Source organism: Bradyrhizobium sp. MI1.3 (assembly GCF_055811695.1).
This window is the reverse complement of the sequence record NZ_JBVVPQ010000005.1, coordinates 1-23219: the sequence shown is the minus strand read 5'-3', so window position 1 is coordinate 23219 and position 23219 is coordinate 1. Positions and strand designations below refer to the sequence as shown.

22 protein-coding genes and 3 pseudogenes are annotated in these 23219 nt (G+C 63.6%); 13 read left to right on the top strand and 12 right to left on the bottom strand.

Annotated elements, in window-relative coordinates:
- Positions 1 to 72 precede the first annotated feature (72 nt).
- Both AC0L3A_RS04555 and AC0L3A_RS04550 read left to right on the top strand, forming a co-directional pair.
- Positions 73 to 513, top strand: coding sequence for a DUF1810 domain-containing protein (locus AC0L3A_RS04555; protein ID WP_473253695.1), 441 nt, complete (start codon positions 73 to 75; stop codon positions 511 to 513).
- A gap of 87 nt (positions 514 to 600) precedes the next feature.
- Positions 601 to 2682 carry a methyl-accepting chemotaxis protein gene (locus AC0L3A_RS04550; RefSeq protein WP_473253694.1) on the top strand — a complete coding sequence of 694 codons (2082 nt, stop codon included), beginning with the start codon at positions 601 to 603 and terminating at the stop codon, positions 2680 to 2682.
- A 104-nt stretch (positions 2683 to 2786) separates the two neighbouring features.
- Here AC0L3A_RS04550 and AC0L3A_RS04545 read toward each other — a convergent pair whose 3' ends face one another.
- Together AC0L3A_RS04545 and AC0L3A_RS04540 are read right to left on the bottom strand one after the other, a co-directional pair.
- Entirely contained in the window at positions 2787 to 3377 is a 591-nt protein-coding gene (locus AC0L3A_RS04545; RefSeq protein ID WP_007591764.1) for an NADPH-dependent FMN reductase, read from the bottom strand.
- Positions 3378 to 3427: 50 nt separating this feature from the next.
- Positions 3428 to 4375 (bottom strand): AraC family transcriptional regulator, encoded by a 948-nt coding sequence (locus tag AC0L3A_RS04540; RefSeq protein WP_219683899.1) that lies wholly within the window; start codon positions 4373 to 4375, stop codon positions 3428 to 3430.
- Positions 4376 to 4677: 302 nt separating this feature from the next.
- On the opposite strand from AC0L3A_RS04540, the pseudogene AC0L3A_RS04535 reads away from it, so the two are divergent.
- The 3 genes and pseudogenes from AC0L3A_RS04535 to AC0L3A_RS04525 all read left to right on the top strand — a co-directional run bounded on the left by AC0L3A_RS04535 (position 4678) and on the right by AC0L3A_RS04525 (position 7270).
- Positions 4678 to 5783: pseudogene (locus AC0L3A_RS04535) on the top strand (DUF2336 domain-containing protein).
- A complete protein-coding gene (locus AC0L3A_RS04530) occupies positions 5780 to 6100 on the top strand; it encodes a PilZ domain-containing protein (RefSeq protein ID WP_007591767.1) in 321 nt (106 codons plus the stop codon). The pseudogene AC0L3A_RS04535 and the gene AC0L3A_RS04530 overlap by 4 nt, the downstream one beginning before the upstream one ends.
- Positions 6101 to 6148: 48 nt before the next feature.
- Positions 6149 to 7270: an HD-GYP domain-containing protein gene (locus tag AC0L3A_RS04525; RefSeq protein ID WP_473253693.1), complete on the top strand. Its 1122-nt coding sequence runs from the start codon at positions 6149 to 6151 to the stop codon at positions 7268 to 7270.
- 26 nt (positions 7271 to 7296) lie between these two features.
- Here the strand turns inward: AC0L3A_RS04525 and AC0L3A_RS04520 are convergent, their stop codons facing one another.
- Positions 7297 to 7500: a hypothetical protein gene (locus tag AC0L3A_RS04520; protein WP_473253692.1), complete on the bottom strand. Its 204-nt coding sequence runs from the start codon at positions 7498 to 7500 to the stop codon at positions 7297 to 7299.
- Between the two features lie 133 nt (positions 7501 to 7633).
- On the bottom strand, positions 7634 to 8311 hold the full coding sequence (locus AC0L3A_RS04515) for a nitroreductase (protein WP_473253691.1): 678 nt from the start codon (positions 8309 to 8311) through the stop codon (positions 7634 to 7636).
- 132 nt (positions 8312 to 8443) lie between these two features.
- On the opposite strand from AC0L3A_RS04515, the gene AC0L3A_RS04510 reads away from it, so the two are divergent.
- Complete coding sequence (locus AC0L3A_RS04510; protein ID WP_473253690.1) at positions 8444 to 9406, top strand: alpha/beta hydrolase; 963 nt, start codon at positions 8444 to 8446, stop codon at positions 9404 to 9406.
- Between the two features lie 46 nt (positions 9407 to 9452).
- On the opposite strand, the gene AC0L3A_RS04505 is transcribed toward AC0L3A_RS04510, so the two are convergent.
- Positions 9453 to 9824 carry a nuclear transport factor 2 family protein gene (locus tag AC0L3A_RS04505; RefSeq protein ID WP_473253689.1) on the bottom strand — a complete coding sequence of 124 codons (372 nt, stop codon included), beginning with the start codon at positions 9822 to 9824 and terminating at the stop codon, positions 9453 to 9455.
- A 102-nt stretch (positions 9825 to 9926) separates the two neighbouring features.
- Between AC0L3A_RS04505 and AC0L3A_RS04500 the strand changes: the two genes are divergently transcribed.
- Positions 9927 to 10490, top strand: a complete 564-nt coding sequence (locus AC0L3A_RS04500; RefSeq protein WP_007591783.1) for a TetR/AcrR family transcriptional regulator — start codon at positions 9927 to 9929, stop codon at positions 10488 to 10490.
- A gap of 15 nt (positions 10491 to 10505) precedes the next feature.
- Here AC0L3A_RS04500 and AC0L3A_RS04495 read toward each other — a convergent pair whose 3' ends face one another.
- On the bottom strand, positions 10506 to 10976 hold the full coding sequence (locus AC0L3A_RS04495; RefSeq protein ID WP_007591784.1) for a cupin domain-containing protein: 471 nt from the start codon (positions 10974 to 10976) through the stop codon (positions 10506 to 10508).
- A 203-nt stretch (positions 10977 to 11179) separates the two neighbouring features.
- On the opposite strand from AC0L3A_RS04495, the gene AC0L3A_RS04490 reads away from it, so the two are divergent.
- Together AC0L3A_RS04490 and AC0L3A_RS04485 are read left to right on the top strand one after the other, a co-directional pair.
- Entirely contained in the window at positions 11180 to 11428 is a 249-nt protein-coding gene (locus AC0L3A_RS04490; RefSeq protein ID WP_473253688.1) for a hypothetical protein, read from the top strand.
- A gap of 219 nt (positions 11429 to 11647) precedes the next feature.
- On the top strand, positions 11648 to 12739 hold the full coding sequence (locus AC0L3A_RS04485; protein ID WP_354128143.1) for a type II asparaginase: 1092 nt from the start codon (positions 11648 to 11650) through the stop codon (positions 12737 to 12739).
- A 7-nt stretch (positions 12740 to 12746) separates the two neighbouring features.
- Here AC0L3A_RS04485 and AC0L3A_RS04480 read toward each other — a convergent pair.
- Positions 12747 to 13621 (bottom strand): annotated as a pseudogene (locus AC0L3A_RS04480) (MBL fold metallo-hydrolase).
- Between the two features lie 132 nt (positions 13622 to 13753).
- Here AC0L3A_RS04480 and AC0L3A_RS04475 point away from each other — a divergent pair.
- Positions 13754 to 14286, top strand: a pseudogene (locus AC0L3A_RS04475) (REP-associated tyrosine transposase).
- 42 nt (positions 14287 to 14328) lie between these two features.
- On the opposite strand, the gene AC0L3A_RS04470 reads toward AC0L3A_RS04475, so the two are convergent.
- Both AC0L3A_RS04470 and AC0L3A_RS04465 read right to left on the bottom strand, forming a co-directional pair.
- Positions 14329 to 15951 (bottom strand): ABC-F family ATP-binding cassette domain-containing protein, encoded by a 1623-nt coding sequence (locus tag AC0L3A_RS04470; RefSeq protein WP_473253687.1) that lies wholly within the window; start codon positions 15949 to 15951, stop codon positions 14329 to 14331.
- 121 nt (positions 15952 to 16072) lie between these two features.
- Positions 16073 to 17680: a multicopper oxidase family protein gene (locus tag AC0L3A_RS04465; RefSeq protein ID WP_007591797.1), complete on the bottom strand. Its 1608-nt coding sequence runs from the start codon at positions 17678 to 17680 to the stop codon at positions 16073 to 16075.
- Between the two features lie 235 nt (positions 17681 to 17915).
- Between AC0L3A_RS04465 and AC0L3A_RS04460 the strand changes: the two genes are divergently transcribed.
- Genes AC0L3A_RS04460 through AC0L3A_RS04450 form a run of 3 tightly spaced genes read left to right on the top strand, consistent with a single transcriptional unit; the run spans position 17916 to position 21834 of the window.
- Entirely contained in the window at positions 17916 to 20687 is a 2772-nt protein-coding gene (locus AC0L3A_RS04460; RefSeq protein WP_473253686.1) for a xanthine dehydrogenase family protein molybdopterin-binding subunit, read from the top strand.
- Positions 20684 to 21208 carry a (2Fe-2S)-binding protein gene (locus AC0L3A_RS04455; protein ID WP_007591800.1) on the top strand — a complete coding sequence of 175 codons (525 nt, stop codon included), beginning with the start codon at positions 20684 to 20686 and terminating at the stop codon, positions 21206 to 21208. Before AC0L3A_RS04460 ends, AC0L3A_RS04455 begins: the two co-directional genes overlap by 4 nt.
- Before the next feature lie 8 nt (positions 21209 to 21216).
- The gene (locus AC0L3A_RS04450) at positions 21217 to 21834 is read left to right on the top strand and encodes an Isoquinoline 1-oxidoreductase subunit (RefSeq protein ID WP_473253685.1); all 618 of its coding nucleotides are present in this window, start codon (positions 21217 to 21219) and stop codon (positions 21832 to 21834) included.
- Between the two features lie 130 nt (positions 21835 to 21964).
- Here AC0L3A_RS04450 and AC0L3A_RS04445 read toward each other — a convergent pair whose 3' ends face one another.
- From AC0L3A_RS04445 to AC0L3A_RS04435, 3 genes are all read right to left on the bottom strand, one after another.
- Positions 21965 to 22147, bottom strand: a complete 183-nt coding sequence (locus AC0L3A_RS04445; RefSeq protein WP_473253684.1) for a hypothetical protein — start codon at positions 22145 to 22147, stop codon at positions 21965 to 21967.
- 41 nt (positions 22148 to 22188) lie between these two features.
- The gene (locus AC0L3A_RS04440) at positions 22189 to 22404 is read right to left on the bottom strand and encodes a hypothetical protein (RefSeq protein WP_473253683.1); all 216 of its coding nucleotides are present in this window, start codon (positions 22402 to 22404) and stop codon (positions 22189 to 22191) included.
- A gap of 89 nt (positions 22405 to 22493) precedes the next feature.
- On the bottom strand, positions 22494 to 22871 hold the full coding sequence (locus tag AC0L3A_RS04435) for a hypothetical protein (protein ID WP_275169727.1): 378 nt from the start codon (positions 22869 to 22871) through the stop codon (positions 22494 to 22496).
- Positions 22872 to 23219 lie beyond the last annotated feature (348 nt).

Genomic DNA, 23219 nt, shown 5'->3' with positions numbered 1-23219 from the left:
TAGGCATAATCGGGGCCGGCAGGCGTCTGGCAAGGCTCCGGCAAGCCATTCCGGGGTATCCCAAGGTATCTTGTGACCGATCCGTTCGATCTAGAACGCTTTGTCCGGGCCCAGGACCCGGTCTATGGCGACGTTCAGGGGGAGCTGACCCGGGGCCGAAAGCAGAGCCACTGGATGTGGTTCGTCTTCCCGCAGGTCGCCGGCCTCGGCTTCAGCGCCATGTCGCAGCGCTACGCCATCGCCTCCCGCGCGGAGGCCAAGGCCTATCTCGCCCACCCCATCCTCGGTCCGCGCCTGATCGAATGCACCCGCCTCGTGCTTGCCGTCGAAGGCCGGACCATCAACGCGATCCTCGGCGCGCCCGATGATGCCAAATTCCGCTCGTCGATGACGCTGTTCGACGCGGCGTCCGACGAACCCGTTTTCGACCAGGCGCTCGCCCGGTATTTTTCGGGCAAGGGCGATCAGGCAACGCTCGATATCCTCGCGGTCCTCGACCGACAGCCCAAGTGACCGCGGCCACCAGCGTAAACCCGGGATTAACATCGCCTGCCTATTGTCCGTGCAAATTATTTCCCGCGCCAGTTGCCGGACAGACTCATGAAAATCGGTACGCTCCTGACCACCGCGATCGTCTCGCTCTCGACCGTGGGCGGCGGCCTCGCCGTCTACGTCGCCGTAACGAAATACCAGACGATGGAGCGAATCACCGAAGCCCAGGGGCGGCTGGCGATCGTCCGCGCCGTCAGCGACATCCCGCGCTACCTCAATCCCGAGCGCGGCTTTTCCACCAACATCCTCTATGGCCCTCCCGCCGTCGACCCGGCGCTGCTGGCCGAACAGGACAAGCTGCGCAAGCAGACCGATGCCGCCCGCGACAGGATGAACGCGCTGCGCAAGGACCTGCCGGGCCCGTTCGACGACGGCAACACCACCGGCGGCAACATCGACGCCATCAATTCGAAATTCACGTCGCTGCGCGAGGCCATCGACAAGGCGATGTCGGGCCCGCCTGAGGCGCGCAAGGACGCCGCCAAGAAGATCGTCGCCGACAACGCCGTGCTCAACGCCAGCGTGACTGCGCTGCTCAACGAGCAGGTCCGCCGCATGGCGATCCTCAACGGCGACGCCTACCGGCAGGCCAGCTACGCCAACATCGCGATGACGTTGCGCGACGTCGGCGGCTTCAACTCCAGCCTGCACAAGAACCTCGTCGGGGGCAAGAAACCAGCGACCGATACCGAGAAGGCCGAGATCAGCCGCTCGCAGGGCCGCAACGATCAGATCGTGATGTCGCTGCTGGAGCTGCGCGGCAATCCCGCAACGCCGGCGAACATCGCCGCCGCACTGGAGAAATTCAACGCGATCTACATCGAAGAGTTCGGCCGCGAGCTCAAGCTGGTGAAGGAGGGTGCGGTCAGCGGCAAGTACGAACACGACATGGACACCTATTACACCGCCACGCAGCGCGGCCTCGGCACCATCATCGAGGTCCGCGACGCCTTCTACGACAACGCCGAGCACATTCTCGCCGGTGCCTCCACTGCGGCCCACACCAGCTTCACCATCGCTCTCGCGGGCCTTCTCGCCGTGCTGATCGCCAGCGCCGGCCTCATCGTCACGGTCCGCCGCCGCGTCTGCGCCCCGATCGTCAATCTGACAACGCGGATGTCGCGGCTCGCCGACGGCGAAGTCGCGGAAGAGATTCCCGGCGCCGAACGTTCCGATGAAATCGGCGCGATGGCCGCGGCTGTCCGGGTCTTCAAGGACAACATGATCCGGGCTGACAGCCTCGCGGCCGAAAAGCAGGCCGAGAACGACGGCAAGATGCGCCGCGCACAGGCGCTCGACGGGATCACCCGCGCGTTCGAAGCCAAGGTCACCGAGCTCGTCGGCGGACTGTCAAAAGCCTCCTCCACTATGGAAAGCACGGCGCAGTCGATGACCTCGACGGCAGCCCAGACCAACAGCCAGGCCGCGGTCGTCGCCGCCGCCTCACAGCAAACATCGAGCAACGTGCAGACTGTTGCGAGCGCCACCGAAGAGCTGACCTCTTCGATCTCGGAGATCGGCCGTCAAGTGGCCCAATCCACCGAGATCGCCGCCCGCGCCGTCGACAACGCCCGCCGCACCGGCGACACCGCCCGTGCGCTGGCCGAGGGCGCGCAGAAGATCGGCGACGTCGTCACGCTGATCCAGAGCATCGCCGAGCAGACCAATTTGCTGGCGCTCAACGCGACCATCGAGGCTGCCCGCGCCGGCGACGCCGGCCGCGGCTTTGCAGTGGTTGCTGCCGAGGTGAAATCGCTTGCGGGCCAGACCGCCAAGGCCACCACCGAAATCTCCGAGCAGATTTCGGCGATCCAGACCGCGAGCGACGAGACCGTCACCGCGATCCGCAACGTCGCCGACGTCATCGGCGAAATCGACCAGATCGGCACCGCGATTGCGGCCGCGATCGAGGAACAGGGCTCGGCGACCAAGGAGATCGCCCGCAGCGTCCAGGAGGCCGCGCGCGGCACCCAGGAGGTCAACACCAACATTTCAGGCGTGCAGCGCGCCGCCGACGATACCGGCACGGCCGCAAGAGAGGTGCTGGGCGCAGCCGAGCAGCTCTCGACCCAGTCGCGCGATCTCGCCGGACAGTTCGACCGCTTCCTCGGCGAGGTCAGGTCGGCGTAGCATCCAAATTCGTAGCCCGGATGGAGCGCAGCGTAATCCGGGAATCGTGCCGCAAACACCGACGGCACCGGATTGCGCTGCGCTCCATCAGGGCTACGGGACCGTCAATAAGGCGGCGCCTTGCGCGCCCGCTGCGCCTTGGCGGCCTCGATCCACCACGCGAGATCGTCGGCGAAGCGCGGGAACGAGCGTTCCAACGCCTTGCCGCCTTCGCCGATCGGTTCGCCCGCCTCCGACAGCGTCTGTGCGATCGGGCCGACGCCGATGGTGCTCGACACCACCACCATACCCATCTCCGACAGCGTGCCGTGCCAGGCGGTCGAGGCACGCGCGCCGGACAGGCGGCCGGCCGAGTAGCTCACGATCGCGGCCGGACGCCAGAACCACTCCTCGAGGAAGTGGTCGGTGAGATTTTTCAGGCCCGGCTGGATGCCCCAATTGTACTCGCCGGTGACGAAGACAAAGCCATCGGCGCCGCGGATCTCTCCGGCCAGCTTCTCCAGCGCCTCAGGTGCGGAGCCCTTGGGATATTCCTTGTACATACGATCGAGCATCGGCAGGCCGATCGCCTTGGCGTCGATGAACACGACGTCGTCGCCGCGACCGCGCAGGCGATCGATGACGAAATTCGCAAGGCGTATGCCCATGCGGTCGGAACGGTAGGAACCGTAGAGGACGAGGATGCGATTGCTCATGGCCGGTAGTATAGCACGGATCAGCAGGCCGGCCTCAACGTTTTGACGCGCTAGGTTCGCCGTCCGTGCTCGAGCGTTTGCGACGGTGTCTCGCCGAACCTGTCACGATAGCTTCTGGAGAAGTCGCCGAGATGCCAGAAGCCGAACGCCAGCGCGACGGCCTTGACGCTGTCGGCACCGGCGAGCAACCGCTGACGCACCAGCCACAGCCGCCGCAGACGTAGATAGCGGTGCAGGCTCATGCCGCGATAGCGGCGGACGACGTCGTGCATGGTGCGAACGGACAAGCCGAGCTTGCGCGCGATCTCGTCGCTGTAGATGGGCTGGGAGAGGTCGTCGGAAAGCAGCGCGCGGATGTCCTGAAAGACCTTGAAGTTGCGCTCGTCATTGGGGCGCAGGGTCCATCGCGCGGGACCCATACTTTGGAAAATTGCGTCCACAGTCCCCAGCAGGGTCTCCTTCATGGCGGCCGCCTTCAGCGGCACGTCGGGCGCATCGACCGGCTCCGAAGCGGCTGCCAGCACCTCCCGAACCACACCGCGGAGCCGGTTCAAGCCCGCGGCGGTCGTTTCGAAGATGTTGAAGCAGAGGGCTGCTTGTGGCCAGCCGCGATCCGTCACCTCCGGCCTGAACACCACCGAGCCGATTTGCCGCGGCACTTCCTCGATGGTGGTGTAGGTTGCGCCGCCGCTGCCGATGACGATGACGGGTCGTGTGCGCTGCGTGCCGTTGAATCGAACCGGCACGTCCAAATCGTCCATCGTGAATCCGATCGCGGTACAATTCTCGACGAGCTGTGCGTCGACGACCCGCGGAAATGCCCGCGTCAAATTCACGTCGCAGCCGGGCAGCGACAGAATGGTCTGCTCGGCCGAAATCCTCCGTACGAAAGGCGTGAACTCGAAGTTCAGGCCTCGTATGGCACTTCGAAATTCATCGACGTCGGTGAAACGAAATACCTTCGGCGCTAGCGTCGGCGCATCATCAGTTCTGTTCATGGCAAATGTGAAACTTCGCGTCGCAACACACGCGCGTCCGGCGACGATGCCGGCCCAACTTCCCCGTTCCGGTGTCCCTTAAGTCTGAAAGAATCACTTCGAACTATGTTGACCAGTTGGCGAGCGTCGAAGTCCAAGGACAAGCCGGCGCATCAAATCTCGCCAATTTTCGATAGCGTTTCCCGTGTGGCCAGCGGTGCACATATACCTAGACGAGCAAAATCAAAATTTCAAATTAACGTTTGTCGAGCGGAATAGAAGCAGTTCGATAGTCCAAATTAATTTTAGGTCAGGCCCCTGCCATGATGGCAAATTCGCCTGCTGATATTCTCGCTGAATTGGAAGAGACGGTCGCAACGTGCCCGGCGGAGCGTTGCGCACGCATTCTCTCCGGCATGGTGCAGTTGCTCACTGGTAGCCGCGGCCAGTGCCGGGAATTGCTCGTCAACGTGGTCGACGGTGTTCTGCTGCGATTGACGGAACGGGTCGAGACCGGCGCACTGGTTCAGCTCAGCATGGCGCTCGCCGAGCTTGACATCGCGCCTCCCGAAACATTGTGGCGTCTCGCCTCGCACGATAATCCGGACGTGGCATGTCCTGTGTTGCTCAAGTCGCGCGCACTTTCCGCGGCAGATCTCGAGGCTGTCATTGACTCCCGTGGCGAATGGCATCGACGCGCGATCGCCGCCCGCAGCGACATCGCGCCGACCGTGACCGAAGCGTTGATCAAGCACGGCGGCCCGATCTGCCTTGCCCTGATCAAGAACCCGGGAACGAAATTCTCCGACGCAGCCTATGCAGCGCTGATTGCCATGGCCGACCAGGACGGCGAGATCGCGAAGGCGCTGGTGCTCCGGCCCGGCACGCCCGACCTGGTCGTGCGCAAGCTGCTCTCCGCCCCACCAGCCCGGAAGGCACCGGCCACGCCCAACCCGCTCGCCGCGTCGCCGGTGCCGGAAACGGAGCCGGCTCCGCCAAAGCGGCCTTGCAGGGCCGACTACGCCAGCGCGAGGCCGGAGATTGTCGTCCTCAACCGCATCGGCAAGCTCAACGATTCCACGGTGAACCGTTTTGCGATCCGCGGCGAGACGGCCAACCTATTCACGGCGCTGTCGGTGCTTTCTGGGGCGCCGCTCGAATCATCGAGCGTGTCGTGAGCGACGACGATTGCGAGGGGCTGGTCATGGCGTGCCGGGCCTCGCGGCTGAACTGGCAGACCACCCTTACCATCCTGAGCAACCGCAGCGGGAAAAGGCTCTCCTATGCCGGGCGCGAGCGCGCGCAACGGATCTTCGAGACGCTGCTTCTGTCCACCAGCCAATGGACAGTGCGATGGGGGGAAATAGCGGCAAGCGCCAACACGAGCGATCCGGCAAATCGCGGCGCGAAGATGGGGGTTAGCCGATGAAGTTCGACGGTCGCAAAGCGCAGCGCGTGAAAATGGATCACAAGCAGCCGGTCAATCTGATGGGCTCGGACGGCACGTGGCGGCGCAGCTGCGTTCTGCTCGACATATCGCAAAGCGGTGCGAAGATCGAAGTCGAGGGCACGCTCGACGTTCTGCGGGCCAAGGAATTCTTCCTGCTGCTGTCGTCGACGGGGCTCGCCTACCGGCGCTGCGAATTGGTCTGGATCGACGGCACCACCGCCGGCGTGCACTTCGTCACCGCAGACGGCAAGAGGAAACCGGCAGCCGCCGCGCAGACTGCCGCTCAGAGCAAATAGGCCCCAAGGATTCATCAGCCCATCCACTCAGCATAATTCAGGTCAACCGTGCAGAACGCGCGAATTATATCCCGCCGCGTCAAGGGCGACGGCGGCATCCGAGAGAAGGAAGCGGCACGCCCGTTCGTGCATGTGCTGGCTGATTCTTCAGACAAATTGTCGAGCGTCTGTTCGATGCTCGAGCAGCAGTTTGCCGTCGCAGGCGAACGGCTCGACGCGGAAGCCAAGCTGTCCCAGGTGCCGTTCGCGATCGTCATCCGTGCGGAATTGCGTGATGTCCACACCATTGCGGCCATCAAGAAACGAGGCGTAAAGCTCGCGAAGGCAACCAAGCGCATCTTCCTGGTCGAACACCCCTCTCACATGAGTATCTCGCAGGCCTACGCGCTCGGGGCCACGCTCGTCCTTCCCGGGACGATCGACAAGATCAAGTTGCTGGTAGCGCTGGCTGATCCCGCCGAAGAGGCGTCTGGTTCCTCAGGTCACGCGGCGCAGCCGGACAATGCGGCCGAGACCGCGGCGACCGCGATCGAATCGATGTTCACCTCGGTGACATCGGGCCAGCCGATCGACGTCAACGGCGCCAGAGAAGCCGGCCGCCAGATCGCCGATCGCATCACCCAGCATGGCCTGTCGGAATGGCTCACGACGGTGCGGCGCCATCACGAGGGGACCTATCAGCATTGCCTCCTCGTCACCGGCGTCGCCATCGATTTCGGCCTGAGCCTTGGCGTCGGCAGGTTAGATCTGGAGCGGCTATACACGGCGGCCATGTTCCACGACATCGGCAAGGCCCGGATCCCGCTTGCCATCCTCGACAAGCCCGGCCGTCTCGATCCGGAGGAACGTGCCATAATCGAGACGCACCCGGTGGCGGGCTACGATTTTCTGAAAGACCACGACAATATCTCGCCGGAGATCCTCGATGCCGTGCGGCATCATCACGAATTTCTCGACGGCAGCGGCTACCCGGATGCGCTCTGCGCCGGGAACATCGGCGATATCGTGCGCATCCTGACGATCTCGGACATCTACGCTGCCCTGATCGAGCACCGGCACTACAAGCCAACGATGCCGCGGGCAGAGGCTTATAACATTCTCTGCGGAATGAGTGGAAAGCTGGAAAAGGCACTGCTGACCGCGTTCAGACAGGTCGCACTCACGAGATGAGCGCAGCAACCCGTCTCGACCCCAGCCTAGTGCGCGGCGCGGTGTCTGGTGCGGCGCGGAGCGGTCCGGCAGGCCAGCCCTTCGGCCAGCAGCTTCATGTCCTCGTGCCGGCCGCTGCGGATCATCCGGCCGAACTCTTCGGGGGTGAAAGGAAGACTTGGATCATCATCGATCGGACGCCGCACTCGCGGGCCGAAGAACCGTCGAACCAGGCTAGCGAGCCGCCGCATGTCAATTCCCTCGCGCCAGCATCAAACCTTTCAGTCCGCACATTGTTCCTCCCGCACGATCGAGAATGCAAGAGGCCGCCAAGCGGTCCGCACCAAAAAAAATTCGGCGAGAGAATAATCTCCTCTGCCTGCGCTACTCGGCGAATCCGACGTAACGCACGAAATCGTCGTTGCCCTCGCGATCGGAGCGAACGGCGTTCGCGGCAAAGTTGTCGTCGGGATAGCCCATCGCGACGCAGGTCATGATCACCTCGTCCTCCGGAATGTTCGCGACCTCGCGCACGATGTCGGAACGCATGATGCCCTGCCCGTTGATCACCGAACCGAGACCGCGGTCCCAGGCCGCGAGCACGATGCCGTAGCAGAGCGCGCCCAGATCGAAATGGCAGACCGCGCCGGGATCGAGCACGCGGTCATAGGTCAAGACCAGCGAGACCGGCGCGTCGAACAGGCGGAAGCCGCGCAGCACCCAGTCCTGCCGCATCGGCTTGTCGTCGCGCGCGATCCCCATCGCGCCGAACAGTTTCTTGGCGACGTCGACTTGCCGCGTCCGGTGCACGCCCTGGTATTCGCCATGGCTGACGATGTCGCGCTTAACTTTGGCGCCGCCAACCATTTCCTCCATGTTGCGTCGGCGCAGCTGATCCAGCGGCCCGCCTGTGAGCACGTGGACATGCCAAGGCTGGGTGTTCATCGACGACGGCGCACGTTTGGCACTGTCGATGATCGCCTCAATCACCGCGCGCGGCACCGGCTCGTTCCTGAAGCCGCGCACGCTGCGGCGCGACTGGACCAGCGTTTCGAATTCCACCTCAAGACCTCCCTGCCCGTTCATCCCATGGCATCGCAAACCCTGGCATGCAACTGCGAGCCGTTGCCGATGCGGCGCGCCATATCTATGCTAACCCGCAAGCAAGACCAAGAACCCTGTGAGGATCCCAACATGGCCGCACCGCTCGATCCCGTCATCGCCCAGATCATTCCGCTGCTGCCGATGCGCGATGCCAAGACGATGACGCCACAGAGCGCACGCGATTCCTTGCGCGCACTGGCTGCCTCACGCGCGGCCATAACGCCGCCGCCGGTGGACATCGTCGCGGATATCAAGGTGAAAGGCGGCGCCGGACCGCTCGATGCACGTATCTACCGGGTTGGCACCACGCCGGCGCCGACCGTGGTGTTCTTCCATGGCGGCGGCTGGGTCGCGGGTGACCTCGAGACTCACGACCGGCAGGCACGCAACCTTGCGATCGAGACTGGCGCAGTCGTCGTCTCCGTCGACTATCGCCGCCCGCCCGAAACGCGCTTTCCCGGGGCGTTCGAGGACGCCTTTGCCGCGGTCAGCGACGTGTTTGGCCGCGTCGCGGAATTTGGCGCCGATGCAAAACGCCTCGGCGTTGCCGGCGACAGCGCCGGCGGCAATCTCGCCGCCACCACCGCGATCGCCTGCCGCGACGCCGGCATCAAGCTCGCCGCACAACTCCTGGTCTACCCAGTAACCGACGTCCTCGGGAGTTATGCGGACGCGCGCGAGAACGCACACTTCCCCTCGCGCGCCGAGAATGCCGAAGGCTACTTCCTCTCGCGCGCCGTGATGGAGTGGTTCTGCGGCCATTATCTCGCCGATCCCTCGCATGCCACCGACTGGCGCGTTTCGCCGCTACGCGCGGCCTCGCTCGCCGGCGTCGCGCCCGCGATCGTCACCACCGCCTGGTTCGATCCCCTCCGCGACGAGGGCACAGCCTATGCACGCGCGCTGGAAGCCGCCGGTGTGCCGGTGAAGCATCATGAAGGCCCCGGCCTGATCCACGGCTATTTCGGCTTCGGCGACGCCTCCGCGGTGGCGCGAGCCGAAGCACAGCGCGCACGCGCGGACTTCAAAGCGCTTCTCGCGCGCGGCGCCTGAGGGCGATGTCGGGAGCGGCAGGATCGACCGCCGCGCCGGCCGGCGTTCAGGCCTTGGCAGCGGGCACGTCGAAGAAGCCGGTCGCCTGAACGAGGCGGCCATCGTCGCCGAAGCGGCCAAAACTCTCGCCCGTGACGAACACGCGACCGGCGCCGTCGTACATCGTCCAGCGAAAAAGCCCCTGATCATGGTGCTCGAGGAAGCTGTCATTCCTGAAATGCGCGCCGGGAAACTTGAGCTGGGTTTGACCGATGCGCGCCATCAAGGCGTCACGTCCCTCAATCTGCGAGCCCGGATCGGTATACACGCAGTCCGCGGCCACGCTTTGCTCAAGCAGCCGACGCCGCTCGTCGTCATCGATGGGTCCCCACGCCGCCTGATAGGTGTTCCATATCTTCAGTCGCGCTTCATCGTTCATCTCGCAGAACCTCTCGTGGCCTCATGCCGCTTCCGTCAAATTGACAATTATTGATATCTTGTCAATATGACCCGACGTTCAATTCCAACGCTTGTGAGGCTCATGGCTCGTTCCAGCATTTCGAAAGAGGCGCTTGCCGTCGAGGCTGCAACGGAGGTCTTCTCCCGCTACGGCCATGCCCGCACGACGATGGGCGACGTCGCCGCCAAGGCGGGAATGTCGCGGCCGGCGCTCTATTTGCTCTTCCCCGACAAGGATGCCGTGTTCGCGGCGGTGATCCAGCGAATGGACGAGCAGAAGCATCGGGAGATCAGGGCCGCAATCGCGCGCCTCGACGGCCTTCACGCCAAGCTGCTCCACGCCTGCAAATCCTGGGGATCGCATGGCTTCGACCTGATCGAGGCGCATCCCGATTCGGCAGATCTGTTCGACCTCCGTTTCCCCGCAGTTCGGAAGGTCTACGACAACTTCCAGTGTCTGGTCGCCGACCTCATCCGCGATCAGGTGAAGGCCGCCGGGATAGCGATCGAGCCGGAGGTGCTGGCGCGATGCCTGGTGTTCGGCATGCGGGGACTGCGCGAAACCGCCAGGAACGGCAAGGAGATGCGGCGGCTGATCGCCGTTCAGGTCACCATGCTCGTCAGAAGCATCGATGACGGCAGTTGAGCTGCGAAGAGCCGCCTATCGCGGCCTCCCCGCCCGTTGCGCGTTGGTGTGCCCCCACGTTTGGTCCCAATCTTGACCGGCGGCATCGACGACGCGGCCGTCGGCTTCGAAGAACTTGTTCGGCACCTGGAAGATCGCCAGGATCAGGGCGCCCTCCGGGCACCAGGCCGCATGCCGGCTGCCCGCCTCGCGCCAGATGAATTCGCCGGCCTTGCAGGCAATCCCCTTGGCCGGTCCCTGGTTGTCGACGAGAGCGCCCTCTATGACATAACTCTGCTCGACGCCGACATGCTCGTGATCGGGCAGCACCGATCCCGGCGCAAAGCGCATCAAGGCCGTCATCAGACCGCTGCTGCGATCGAACAGCAGCGTCTTGGCCTCGCAGCCGGGAAAGCGCGTCTTCTGCCATTCCATGTCTTGCGGCCGAACCAGGTGAGAATGCCGGTCAGAAGCGGCATCCGGCATGTTCGCAATCAGGGTCTCCATCACGATCTCCCTTCGGCTAAACTCGCCCGAAGCTAGCAGGATCGCCCGTCCCGGTCAGCGAGCAGTGCAGCAGACCGTGGGCCCCGTCGAACCCGCGTTCGAAAAATCGCCAGGAAGACCGGACGGCAGGCGCTCATCCAGCTTGATTGCGCCACGATTCCCGGCTCCAATCCGCGTGCCATTTCTGGTTTAGGGAGACAATCATGATGAAGCGGATTTTCCTGGCTGCGATCGTTGCCACGTTTACAGCGGGTTCGGCCTTCGCGGAGGACACCTGCGAAAGCAAGGCCGTCGGCAAGGACGGCAAGGCCCTGGCTGGCGCCGCCAAGACCTCGTTCATGAAGAAGTGCAAAGCCGAAGCCTGCGCGCCCAAGGCCGTCAGCGCCGAGGGCAAGCCGCTCGCCGGCGCCGCCAAGAACAGCTTTATGAAGAAGTGCGAGATGGGCGCGTAAGGCGCCGCGAATTCGCTGCTGCTTTAGCGAGCAATCGCCAGACGAACTGCCACATGGCCGGGCTTGTCCCGGCCATTCGCGTGTGTGTTTGCGTGTGCCGGCTTCCAGACCAAATCATCCGAAAGCGTCGCCCTAGACAGGAGCTCTCGACTGACCGATCATGTGGTGCTGAGCGAAGCGGGGCGCATCGACAAGGCTTTCTAGGAAAGGGACGTCAAGATGTGGCAACCTCGAGTGCGTCATCACTTCATCGCGGCAATGAGCTTGCTCTTCGCGCTGCTCATCGGACTTGAAGCCGCGAACGCGCGGGGCCCGGGACTGCCCAACGTCATGGTGCTCGCAACCGGCGGCACGATCGCCGGCAGCGGGGCGAGCAGCACCACCGTGGTCGGTTACACCGCAGCCACGGTGGGCATAGAGACCCTCCTGAATGCCGTCCCCGAACTGAAAACGGTGGCCAATGTCAAGGGCGAGCAGGTTTTCCAGATCGCCAGCGAGAACATGAACAATGACTACTGGCTGAAGCTTGCCAAGCGCGTCAACACGCTGCTCGCGCAGGACGACGTCGACGGCATCGTGATCACGCACGGGACCGACACGATCGAGGAAACCAGCTATTTCCTGGACCTCGTCGTCAAGAGCAAGAAGCCCGTCGTCGTCGTCGGCGCAATGCGACCGTCGACGGCGATCAGCGCGGATGGGCCGATCAACCTCTTCAACGCGGTGATCCTCGCGGGCAGTGACGAGGCCGTCGGCAAGGGCGTGCTGGTTGCTCTCAACGATCAGATCAACGCGGCTCGCGATGTCACCAAGAACAACACCTCGACGGCAGACACCTTCCGTACACCGGAACTCGGCTTTCTCGGCTACATGCAGGGCAACAAGCCGTACTTCTATCGTCAATCGACGCGCCGCCACACGGCGGACTCCGAATTTGACGTCTCCAGCCTCGATGTCCTGCCGCAAGTCGATATCGTCTACGGCTATGCCAACATGAACCGGGTCGCGATCGACGCTTTTGTCGGCGCCGGAGCCAAGGGGATCGTGCATGCCGGCGTCGGCGACGGCAGCCTGGCCAGGCCCGCGGTCGAGCCAGCTCTCGACGAGGCCCGCAAGAAGGGCGTCGTGATCGTTCGCAGCAGCCGCGTCGGCAACGGCATCGTCGCGCGCAACGGCGAGGCCAAGGACGACGAGCACGACTTCGTCGTCTCGGATACGCTCAATCCTCAAAAGGCGCGCATTCTGCTGATGCTGGCGCTGACCAAGACGACCGACACGAAGGAAATCCAGCGGATGTTCTACACCTACTGAGCTAGCCCTACTCTCGCTTGAAACGGTAATCAAAGGCGGCGCCGAGCGGCTTGATCAGCCCGACCGTCGGCGCCGGAAAATGAATCGGCAGGATCAGCGTGTCGGTGTCCGCGACGGAAGCAAAGAACTTTCGCCGCGACACCGCCGACTGCTTCGGATCCCAATCCGGTCTGGCCGACCAGGCCGGCTCGCGGCACTGGATCTGGTGATGCATGAGGTCGCCGGCGACCACCGCGCGGCGCCCCTTCGAGAAGATGTTCACGCAGCAATGGCAGGGCGAATGCCCCGGCGTCGGCGTCAGCGTGACGGTGTCGTCGAGCGCGTAGTCGTCATCGACCAGCAGCGCCTGTCCCGCCTCGACGATCGGCAGGCAATTGTCGCGAAACACGGTGCCGGGCGGATTGCTGCCCTTGGCATGCTCGGCCTCCCAGGTCGCATATTCACCCTTGTGGAAGACGTATTTCGCATTCGGGAACGTCGGCACCCAACGACCGTCGCGCAAGCTCGTATTCCAGCCGGTGTGGTCGATGTGAAGGTGCGTGCAGAACACGTAGTCGATCTGCTCAAAGCCGATGCCGAGCGCGAACAGCTCGTTGCGCCAGCGCGCCTTGCCCGGAAAATCGAACGGCGGCGGATGGCCCTTGTCCTCGCCGGTGCAGGTATCGACCAGGATGGTATAGCGCGGCGTGCGCACCACGAAGGTCTGATAGGTGATCACCATCATGCCGCGCGCGGCGTCGAACACCTCCGGCTCCATCGTCGGCAAATGCCGCTTGAATACGCCCTCGTCATAGGCCGGGAAAAATCCTGCGGCCGCCGCCACGGCCCTTCCCGTTCAATCACCGCATCGATGGTGATGTCGCCGATCCGCAGTTGCTTCATGGCTGCTTCACTCCCGATTTTTAGGGAGGGTAGCGAGAGCATCCTAAACGAGCAAGCGAGCGAGTATATTGCAATAGACATGATTTGGTTGTAGCCCGGATGAAGCGAAGCGTAATCCGGGAAGGTGCCCGCGTGGTTCGCTACCGGCGCAACTTCGTCCCTGGCGGGACCTTCTTCTTCACGGTGGCGCTGGATGATCGAAGATCATCCGCGTTGGTCGATCATGTTCACAAACTGCGCGACGCATTTCGTATGACGCGCGCCGACAGGCCGTTCACGATCGATGCAATCGTGGTCCTCCCTGATCATCTGCACGTCATCATGACGCTGCCGGACAATGACGCTGACTTTTCCGGCCGATGGTGGCGGATCAAGAGCTCCTTCACGCATCAACTGGCTGTTTCAGGTGCCCCCATCTCCCGCAACGTCGGGGCGAATTCGCGTTGTGGCAACGGCGATTTTGGCAGCACACCATTCGCGACGATGCCGATTTCGAACGCTGCGCGAACTACATCCATTACAATCCAGTCAAGCACGGCCTTGTCGCGTCACCGATAGACTGGCCGCATTCGTCGCTCCATCGCTACGTCCGCGAAGGCGTGCTGCCGCCCGATTGGGGTGGATCCAGCGAGATAAGCGGCAACTTCGGAGAACGCGGAGATTGATCCCCGGATTGCGCTTCGCTCGATCCGGGCTACCGCCGATCACTACGACCGCAACCCCGGCGCTTCCTGCCCCGTGCGCGCGACATATTCCGTGTAGCCGCCGCCGAACTGGTGGATGCCTTCGGGCGTCAGCTCCAGCACGCGGTTCGACAGGACGCTGAGAAAATGCCGGTCATGCGAGACGAACAGCATGGTGCCCTCGAAATCCGACAGCGCTGTGATCAGCATTTCCTTGGTGGCGAGGTCGAGATGGTTGGTTGGCTCGTCCAGCACCAAAAAGTTCGGGGGATCGAACAGCATCTTCGCCATCACGAGGCGCGCCTTCTCGCCGCCCGATAGCACACGGCAGCGCTTCTCGACGTCGTCGCCGGAGAAGCCGAAGCAGCCGGCGAGCGCGCGCAAGGAGCCCTGCCCCGCGGTCGGAAACGCGTATTCGAGTGACTCGAACACCGTCTGCTCGCCGTCCAGCAAATCCATCGCATGCTGCGCGAAATAGCCCATCTTGACGCTGCCGCCGACCGCCACGGTGCCATCGTCCGGCTCGCTCGCGCCCGCGACGAGCTTGAGCAGCGTCGATTTGCCGGCGCCGTTGACGCCCATCACGCACCAGCGCTCCCTGCGGCGGATCATGAAATCGAGCCCGTCATAGATCCGCTTGCTGCCGTAGCCCTTGAACACCTTCTTGAGCGCAACGACGTCCTCGCCGGAGCGCGGCGCCGGCGGAAAGTCGAACGCCACCGTCTGGCGGCGGCGCGGCGGCTCGACCCGCTCGATCTTGTCGAGCTTCTTCACCCGGCTCTGCACCTGAGCTGCGTGAGAGGCGCGCGCCTTGAACCGCTCGATGAACTTGATCTCCTTGGCGAGCATCGCCTGCTGGCGCTCGAACTGCGCCTGCTGCTGCTTCTCGCTTAGCGCCCGCTGCTGCTCGTAGAACTCGTAATTGCCGGCGTAGGTGGTGAGCGAGCCGGAATCGATCTCGACCACTTTCGAGATCACGCGGTTGATGAACTCGCGGTCGTGCGAGGTCATCAGCAGCGTGCCTTCGTAATCGTGCAAGAACTTTTCCAGCCAGATCAGGCTTTCGAGATCGAGATGGTTGCTCGGCTCGTCGAGCAGCATGACATCGGGACGCATCAGGAGAATGCGCGCCAGCGCCACGCGCATCTTCCAGCCGCCGGACAGCTTGCCGACGTCGCCGTCCATCATCTCCTGGCTGAAGCCAAGGCCGGACAGCGCCTCGCGCGCCCGGCCGTCGAGCGCGTAGCCGTCGAGCTCCTCGAACGCGTGCTGCACCTCGCCGTAGCGCGCGATGATCTCGTCCATCTGGTCGGCCTTGTCAGGATCGGCCATCGCGGTCTCGAGCTCGCGCAGCTCGGCCGCCACCGCGCTCACCGGCCCAGCCCCGTCCATGACCTCGGCCACGGCGCTGCGGCCGGCCATCTCGCCGACATCCTGGTTGAAATAGCCGATGGTGATGCCGCGATCGGTCGAGACCTGCCCCTCATCGGGCGGTTCCTCGCCGGCGATCATCCGGAAGAGCGTGGTCTTGCCGGCGCCGTTCGGCCCGACGAGCCCGATCTTCTCGCCCTTGTTGAGAGCGGCGGACGCTTCGATGAACAGGATCTGGTGGCCGGCTTGCTTGCTGACGTTGTCGAGGCGGATCATGAGGTCTTTTTGGGGGATTGTTGCGTTGCAGCGTCATAGGCCATGCGGGCCCCCAGGGGAAGCCCGGCCGGACCCGGATCAGCCCCGCGCGCCGCCGAATTCGCGCAATTCGACCCGCAGCTTAGGCCTTGTAGACCTCCACGGTCTGCATCATGCCCATCTCCTCATGGTTCATCATGTGGCAGTGGAGCATGTAGACGCCGGTGAAATCGATGAAGCGCGAGCGGAACACGACCTGGCCGCCCTTGCGCTCCACGATCACGGAATCCCGCCATTCCGGCACCGCCAGCGCCTTGCCATTGGCCGAGATCACCTGGAACGGGTTGGTATGGATGTGGAAGACGTGGTCGTCATGCTCATGGGTGTTGACGATGGTCCACTCCTCGACCGCGCCCAGCTTGACCCGCTGATCGATGCGGCCGGGGTCGAACTTCTTGCCGTCGACGAAGAACTCGAATTCCTGCCAATGGCCGGCGGCGTCGGCCTCCGGCGCTGTCGCCGACAGCACCACCTTGCGGCGGTTGGTGATCTCGGAGTCCTTGATGGTCGCGAGCGGCGCCGGCGGCAGGGCGCGCGGCAGCTTCATGTCCATCGGCGCACCTGACACCACGACCCGCGCCAAGGGCCCGACCGGCGACGGATGCCCCTGATCGTAGGGCGTAGCGTTGAAGGCGTAGGTGCCGGGGCTGCCTGCCTTCACCAGAATGTCCGCGCGCTGACCGGGCGCAATCAGGACCTGCTTGAGCGGCTGCATGGCGCCGAGCTGGATGCCGTCATAGGCGATCGCTTGCAGATCGTGCTTCTCCAGGTCGAGCAGCATGTCGTCCTGATAGGCGGCATTGAGGATGCGCCAGCGCTGCACCTCGCCGGGCCGCATCTCGATCATTGGCCGGCGTTGGCCGTTGATGGCGAGAAAGCGCGTCGCGGTCTCGGGAAACAGCGTCTCGAAATTCTCGACCATGCCGTTGGAATCGTAGACCACCTGGGTGAGCACCATGAGCCGTTCGCGGGCTGTGGCGATCTCGGGAATTTCGGCGAAATCACCCTCGATGACGACGGCGCCGACCATGCCGGAGGACATCTGGATGTCGGCGCTGCCGTGGTGATGCGGGTGATACCAGTAGGTGCCCATGGTGTGATCGGCCGGCAGGGTGATTTCGATGTTGTAGCTGCGGCCTGGCGCCATCGAGCGCATGACGTTGTCGGAAATCCCGCTCGGGCTGGTATGCGCGCCGTGGAAATGGAAATTGGTGTTGTTGAACTGGTGCGGATGGCTGATGTCGGCCGGCAATCCATCGCGGTTCGGCGGCAAATCGTTGATCATCTTGATGCGCAGGGTATCGCCGGGTTTCATGCGCAAGGTCGGGCCGGGGCTGCCGCCCTCATAGGACCTGACATAGAGCCTGACGCCGCCGATCTGGCGATAGGCATAGCCGACGCGCATGGTCGTGCTCAGCACGCCATTGACGGACCGCCGCACCTCGGGCTCGACCAGCGCTTGGTCCATGGCGGGAACCGGCGTTTCAGCGACCATCCCCATGCTCGGCGACATGTCCGCGGTGTGGGACATGCCCGCATGGTCGTGCACGGCGTGCTGGGCATTTGCGGCACCTGCGAACAGCGACAACGCGCCCGCTTTGAGACCGCAATCCAGCAATTGACGGCGCGACAACGTCGTCGTGCCCATCGTGCTGGTGACTGAAGACGCACCGTTCGGATCCTGCTGCATTTGAATTGCGCCCCCTGTTGCCGGACCGTCTTCCGTTCGATTCGACTCTAAAGCAAGCACCAAACCACAATTCGAGGCGCAAGCGCACCACATTCATTGGTTGTAAACCTCCTCAGCCGTTCTATCGTCGCAGGATGCATCGTGACGGATTCGCGCTGGCGCTGGCCTATGCCCTCCGGACATTGCATGCTGGCCGCATCCCGATGTTCTCGAAACTCTGTACAAGGATATGATCATGGGGCCTTCGCGACGCGAGTTCGTGAAGTGGTTGTCGGCGGGAGGCATCTCGGTCAGCCTGTCACATCTGGCGTCCGCGGCGGGCGTGCCCTTCGCAGCGCACGAGACGCTGCCTGGACGCGGCAAGTTCAATCCCGCGACAAATGGCGCCGGCCGTGTCGACGGCGTCGCCAAGGTCACCGGCGCAAAGCTTTACGCCTCCGACTTCCGCGCCAACGACATGCCGGGCTGGCCGCAGGCCACCTCGCACGCCATCCTGGTCCGCGCCAACGACGCCACGCACGTCTATACCGGGCTGGACCTCGCCCGCCTCGGCGGCGCGCTCAAGCCGTCGGTGGTGGTGACTGCGACTGATCTCGACCGGATCGGGACCCAGGTGCCGGAATTCTATGCGGGCGACCTGTTCTGCCCGATCGGCAAGACGCCGCTTTATCTGGGACAGCCGGTCGCGCTTTTGATCTTCGAAAAGTTCGACGCCTTCGACCAGGCGCGTCTGGCGCTGCGCGACGGCACGTTCGTCCATTTCGGCGAAGAGACCGGGCCTGTCGTCGTCCCGGATTACGGAGCCTTCCGCTTCACCCGCGTGGCAGGCCCCTCGCCTGACAAGCCGGATGTCTATTCGCCGCTCCAGGCCGGCTGGGTCTCGCCCAAGAAGGTCCAGAGCGCGGCGCTGCCAGTGTGGTCGCCGCTCGCGAAGGACATGCCCGCGGATTACGCCAAGGCGGCGAAATATGGCGAGCAGATCCGTGCCGAGCTTGCAGCGGATGACGCCTCCATGCTTGTGCTCGACCGCGAGTTCGAGACGCAATCGGTCGACCCGATGTTCCTGGAGCCGGAATGCGGGCTCGCCTGGTACGACGGCAAGGGCGGCAATCTCGAACTGCTGTTGGGCGTCCAGTCGCCCTACGAGGCGGCGGAATCGATCGCGCATCTCTTGGGCAAGGCCCGCGCGCCCTACAAGCCGGCGCACATCAACGCGCAGTTCGCCCATGTCGGCGGCGGCTTTGGTGGCCGCGATCACACGCCTTTCATTCTCTATGTTGCGCTCGCGGCGGTCTGCTTTCCCGGCAAGCCCGTGCGGCTGGCGCATGACCGCTACCAGCAGTTTCAGGCCGGCATCAAGCGCCATTCGATCAAGATGCGCTCGCGCATCGGTATCGATCGCGCGACCGGCAAGATCAAGGCGTTCGCGGCCGATCACGCGCTCGACGGCGGCGGCATCGCCCATTTCTCGGCCAGTGTTGCCGTCGTCGCGGCCACCGGCGCGATCGGCATCTACGACATTCCGAACGTCGACGTCAGGACTGTCGCGGTGCACTCGCGCGGCGTAAGCGCGGGTTCGATGCGCGGCTACGGCATCCTGCAAGCCATGACGGCGCTGGAGGTCCTGATCGACGAGGCCGCGTCCGAGCTCAAGCACGATCCGATCGAATTCCGGCGGCGCAACGCGCTGCCCCAGAACGGCCGGACCATGACGGGCAATCCCTACATCGTCTCGGTGCGCACGCCCGAAATCCTCGAAAAGCTCGAGAAGCACCCGATCTGGCAGCAGCGGGCGCAGTTCAAGCAGACCTCGTCGGATCGGCTGGTCGGCACCGGCGTCGCCTGCGTGACGAAAGACTACGGCTCCGGCGCGGACGGCTCGCTCGGCCGGGTCGAGCTTGGACCTGACGGCAAGATCGTGATCTTCTGCGATCATGTCGAGATGGGCAACGGCATCGGGACGGCGCTGGCCAACCGCGTCGCCGGCCATCTCGGCGCCATCGCCGACGAGGTCTCGGTCGCCCGCGTCGACAGCTATGACGTGCTCGGGCTGGTCACGTCGGGCGATCCCTCCACCATGGACCAGAAGACCCAGGATGCCGCGGAGAAAAACCCGCGCTGGGTGCCCGCGATCAGCTCGCCGACAAGCTCCTCGATCGGCGCCCATGTCGGCACCCATTCCGCCGCGGAAGCCGCCCGCGTCATTTTCCGCTTCGGACTATGGCCCTCGGCGCTCGAGCTGTGGCGCATCGCAAAGACTGATCCGCGCGCGGGACAATGGGCCAGCGCAAGCTGGAAGAACGGCCAGCTCACCATGCCCGGCCTCGAACCGCTCGCCCTCTCCGTGCTCTCGGCAACAGCTCATTCGCGCGGCTTCGTCACCGGTGCGGTTGCGCACAGCTTCTCGCGCTGGGCGTGGTCGCGGGCACGCTTCCCGCTGTCCGGCGAGCAATACCGCGCCGATATCGACGCACTGGCGATCCGCAAAGGCAACGGCAAGTTCGAGCGGATCAACCGCACCAGCGTCAAGTTTCCGCCGACCGACAACAACCGGATCGGCACCGCCTACACCTCGATGTGCGGCACGGTCGTTCGCGTCGAGATCGAGCGCGCAACCGGGAGCTTGCGCATCGCCAAGGCCTATAGCGTGCTCGAATGCGGCACCGCGCTCGTGCCCGAGGTGGTGATGGGCCAGGCCCAGGGCGGCTTCGCCATGGGCGTCGGCTACGCGTTGCTCGAAACCCTGCCCCCGTTCGAAGGCGGGCCGGGCAACGGCGAATGGAATCTCGGGCGCTATCTGGTCGCACGCGGCTCCGACCTGCCGCTCCGCGATCTCGAGATCGAGATGCTGAAGCCGCAGACGGCAGACGAAGCACCGAAGGGCATGGCGGAGGTCGTGATGATCCCGATCGTGCCGGCGCTGATCAACGCCATCCACGACGCCACCGGCCATCGCTTCCGTGCGCTGCCGGTCACCGCAAGCCTATTGAAGGGAGTGCTCGCGTGACGACCCTCAGCCTCACCATCAACGGTCAGAAGCACGGTCCGATGGACGTCCGCGACGATCTCTCGATGAATGATTTTCTGCGCGAGATGCTGGGCATGACCGGCACCAAGTTCGGCTGCGGCGCCGCGCAATGCCTGAGCTGCGCCGTCATCGTCGACGCGCCCGACGGCACCAGCACCACCAGCCCGACCTGCGTCGCGCCCGCCGTGAATTTCGACGGCAAGTCGATCCGCACCGTCGAGGGGCACGCGAAGGACGGCGAGCTCTCGACCCTGCAAAAGGCCTTCATCGCGCATTTCGCCTTTCAGTGCGGCTATTGCACCGCCGGCTTCCTCAATGAGGGCCAGGTCTTGCTGGAGCGCCTGTCGCGGACACCGGTGGCGCGCGAGGCACTGGAGCAGACCATCGCGGATGCGCTCGACGGTCATCTCTGTCGCTGCACCGGCTACGTCAAATATCACGAGGCGGTGCGCGACGTGATCCTCGCCGACTCCAAGCGCTACCTCATGGCCACCAAGTGACGCGCATCATGATCTCCGACCTGCGGTTCAAGATGATTGCTGTGGTCGCCGCCCTTGCCGGCAGTCTCACTGCGGGCTTTGCGGCGTCGGGGACGGCAAGCCACGCCCTCGCCTCACCCGAGAGCTTTGCTTCGATCGGCGACACAGAGAAGCGTTCGGCCGCAATCTTCACCGAACTCGGCAAGGTACTGACGCATCCGCGCTGCACCAATTGTCATCCGGCCGGCGACAGGCCGCACCAGGGCGACAATGCCCGCCTGCATCAGCCGCCGGTCACGCGCGGCGCCGACGGCCATGGGCTCGAGGCGATGCGCTGCAACAGTTGCCACCAGAGCGCCAATTTCGAGCCCGGCCGCATGCCCGGCCATCCCGACTGGCATCTGGCCCCGCGCGAGATGGCCTGGGAGGGTAAGACCGTCGGCGAGATCTGCGAGCAGATCAGGGATCCTGCGCGCAATGGCGGGCGCAAGGTGGAAGACCTGATCGACCATATCGGCAAGGACACCCTCGTCGGCTGGGCCTGGAAGCCCGGCTTCGGCCGCTCACCCGTGCCGGGCACGCAAGCGCAGGCCGGTGCGCTGGTGGAGGCGTGGGTGAAGACCGGAGCGGCGTGTCCGGCGCCGTGAGCGGGTGCTCACAAATTCGATTTGGATGAATAGCCGCAAGTTGGGAGCGGACATGGTCAGCCCACCTTAGAGAGTCGACTATGGGCCAGAAGCTGACGTTTAGGCGCAACACCGTCCAGTTTGTAGGACCTCAGATGAGGTGGAAGGTAATTGCGATTAAGAAGAACACGACCAGTCCGATGCCAACCATCTTGAAGATGTAGGCATCCTCGACATCTCGCCCAAGCCATTCGAAATCTGGCCCCCACAGGACGGTTGCGATAAACCCTAGAATGAACGTAGTGATCATCAGCATCGCGTAAATGGTGCCCATTAATGAGCTTTCATTGGCCTGCCCGATTTCGCGGGATCATATCAACGACGGTCCGTCGCGGCGATGACACCAAATACGCCGATAAACAACCCGGCAAAAATCGAAACGAGTAATACCAAACAGTCCGCTGTGACGGCAGTAAATTCCGAACCTAGAACGCGACTTAATAGAAGCAGCAGCAGCAGAAAAAATCCCAAGCAGAGCACCGGCAAAAGCGCACGCCGCCGCGCCGCGAGCCGCTGAGTAGCGCTGGCCACCCGAAAGTCCTGCAACAAGTTCCAGGACCGACGAGACGATACGTGGGCACTCAGGGCTCCTACGATCAAGCAGGCAGTGAGGAAGTACATCAGGCATTGCCTCGCGCTGAAAAACGCGAAGAGGCGTTTACCCAAAGTCCGATGTTGATGGCGATCTGGAGGGTGGCCATTATGAGGAATGCGCTGACGACTGCCGACAGAGACCGCCCATCAACGGCATATTGCTTGTAAAGGTTCTGACTGGAAAAGGCCATCAGGCCAACGCTATACGCTGCATATGCCACGGAAAATGCGCGCCAGAATTTGCGCGGCAAAAAGTCAATCTCAAATGCCATAAGTACAAGACCGGCCGCCGATAGCGCGCTCATCATCAGGTGGATAAGTCCTGTCGAAGTGTAAGGTTCTGAGTCCGCAAAACTCCAACCCGTGAGCACGACAATTAGCAGTGCAAAGAGCTTCCAACCCACGCCGACTTCTCCCGCCTTGACCGCGACCTTGGGTAGAAGGAGCGAGTGAATTTCTCGCTTACGTGTTTGGTTTAGCTTTGGTTGCGGCGATTGCTTAAAAGCTTCAGATCCGATGAACCGGGCACGAAGTGAGCGCTCGTTTGAGTCTGCTAGACTGTATGTCCCCCCACAAAATGAGGCGACTCACCCTCGATGTTGCGACGAGGGTTGCCCGGATGGACCGGGTAGAGCCTCAAACAAGGAGGGCGAGTCGTGGGTCATCATACCGAGTTCTTTGTCGGAATCGATACGTCAAAATCGCGCAATGCTATAGCCATTGCCGATGGCGGCCGTGGCGGCGAGGTACGA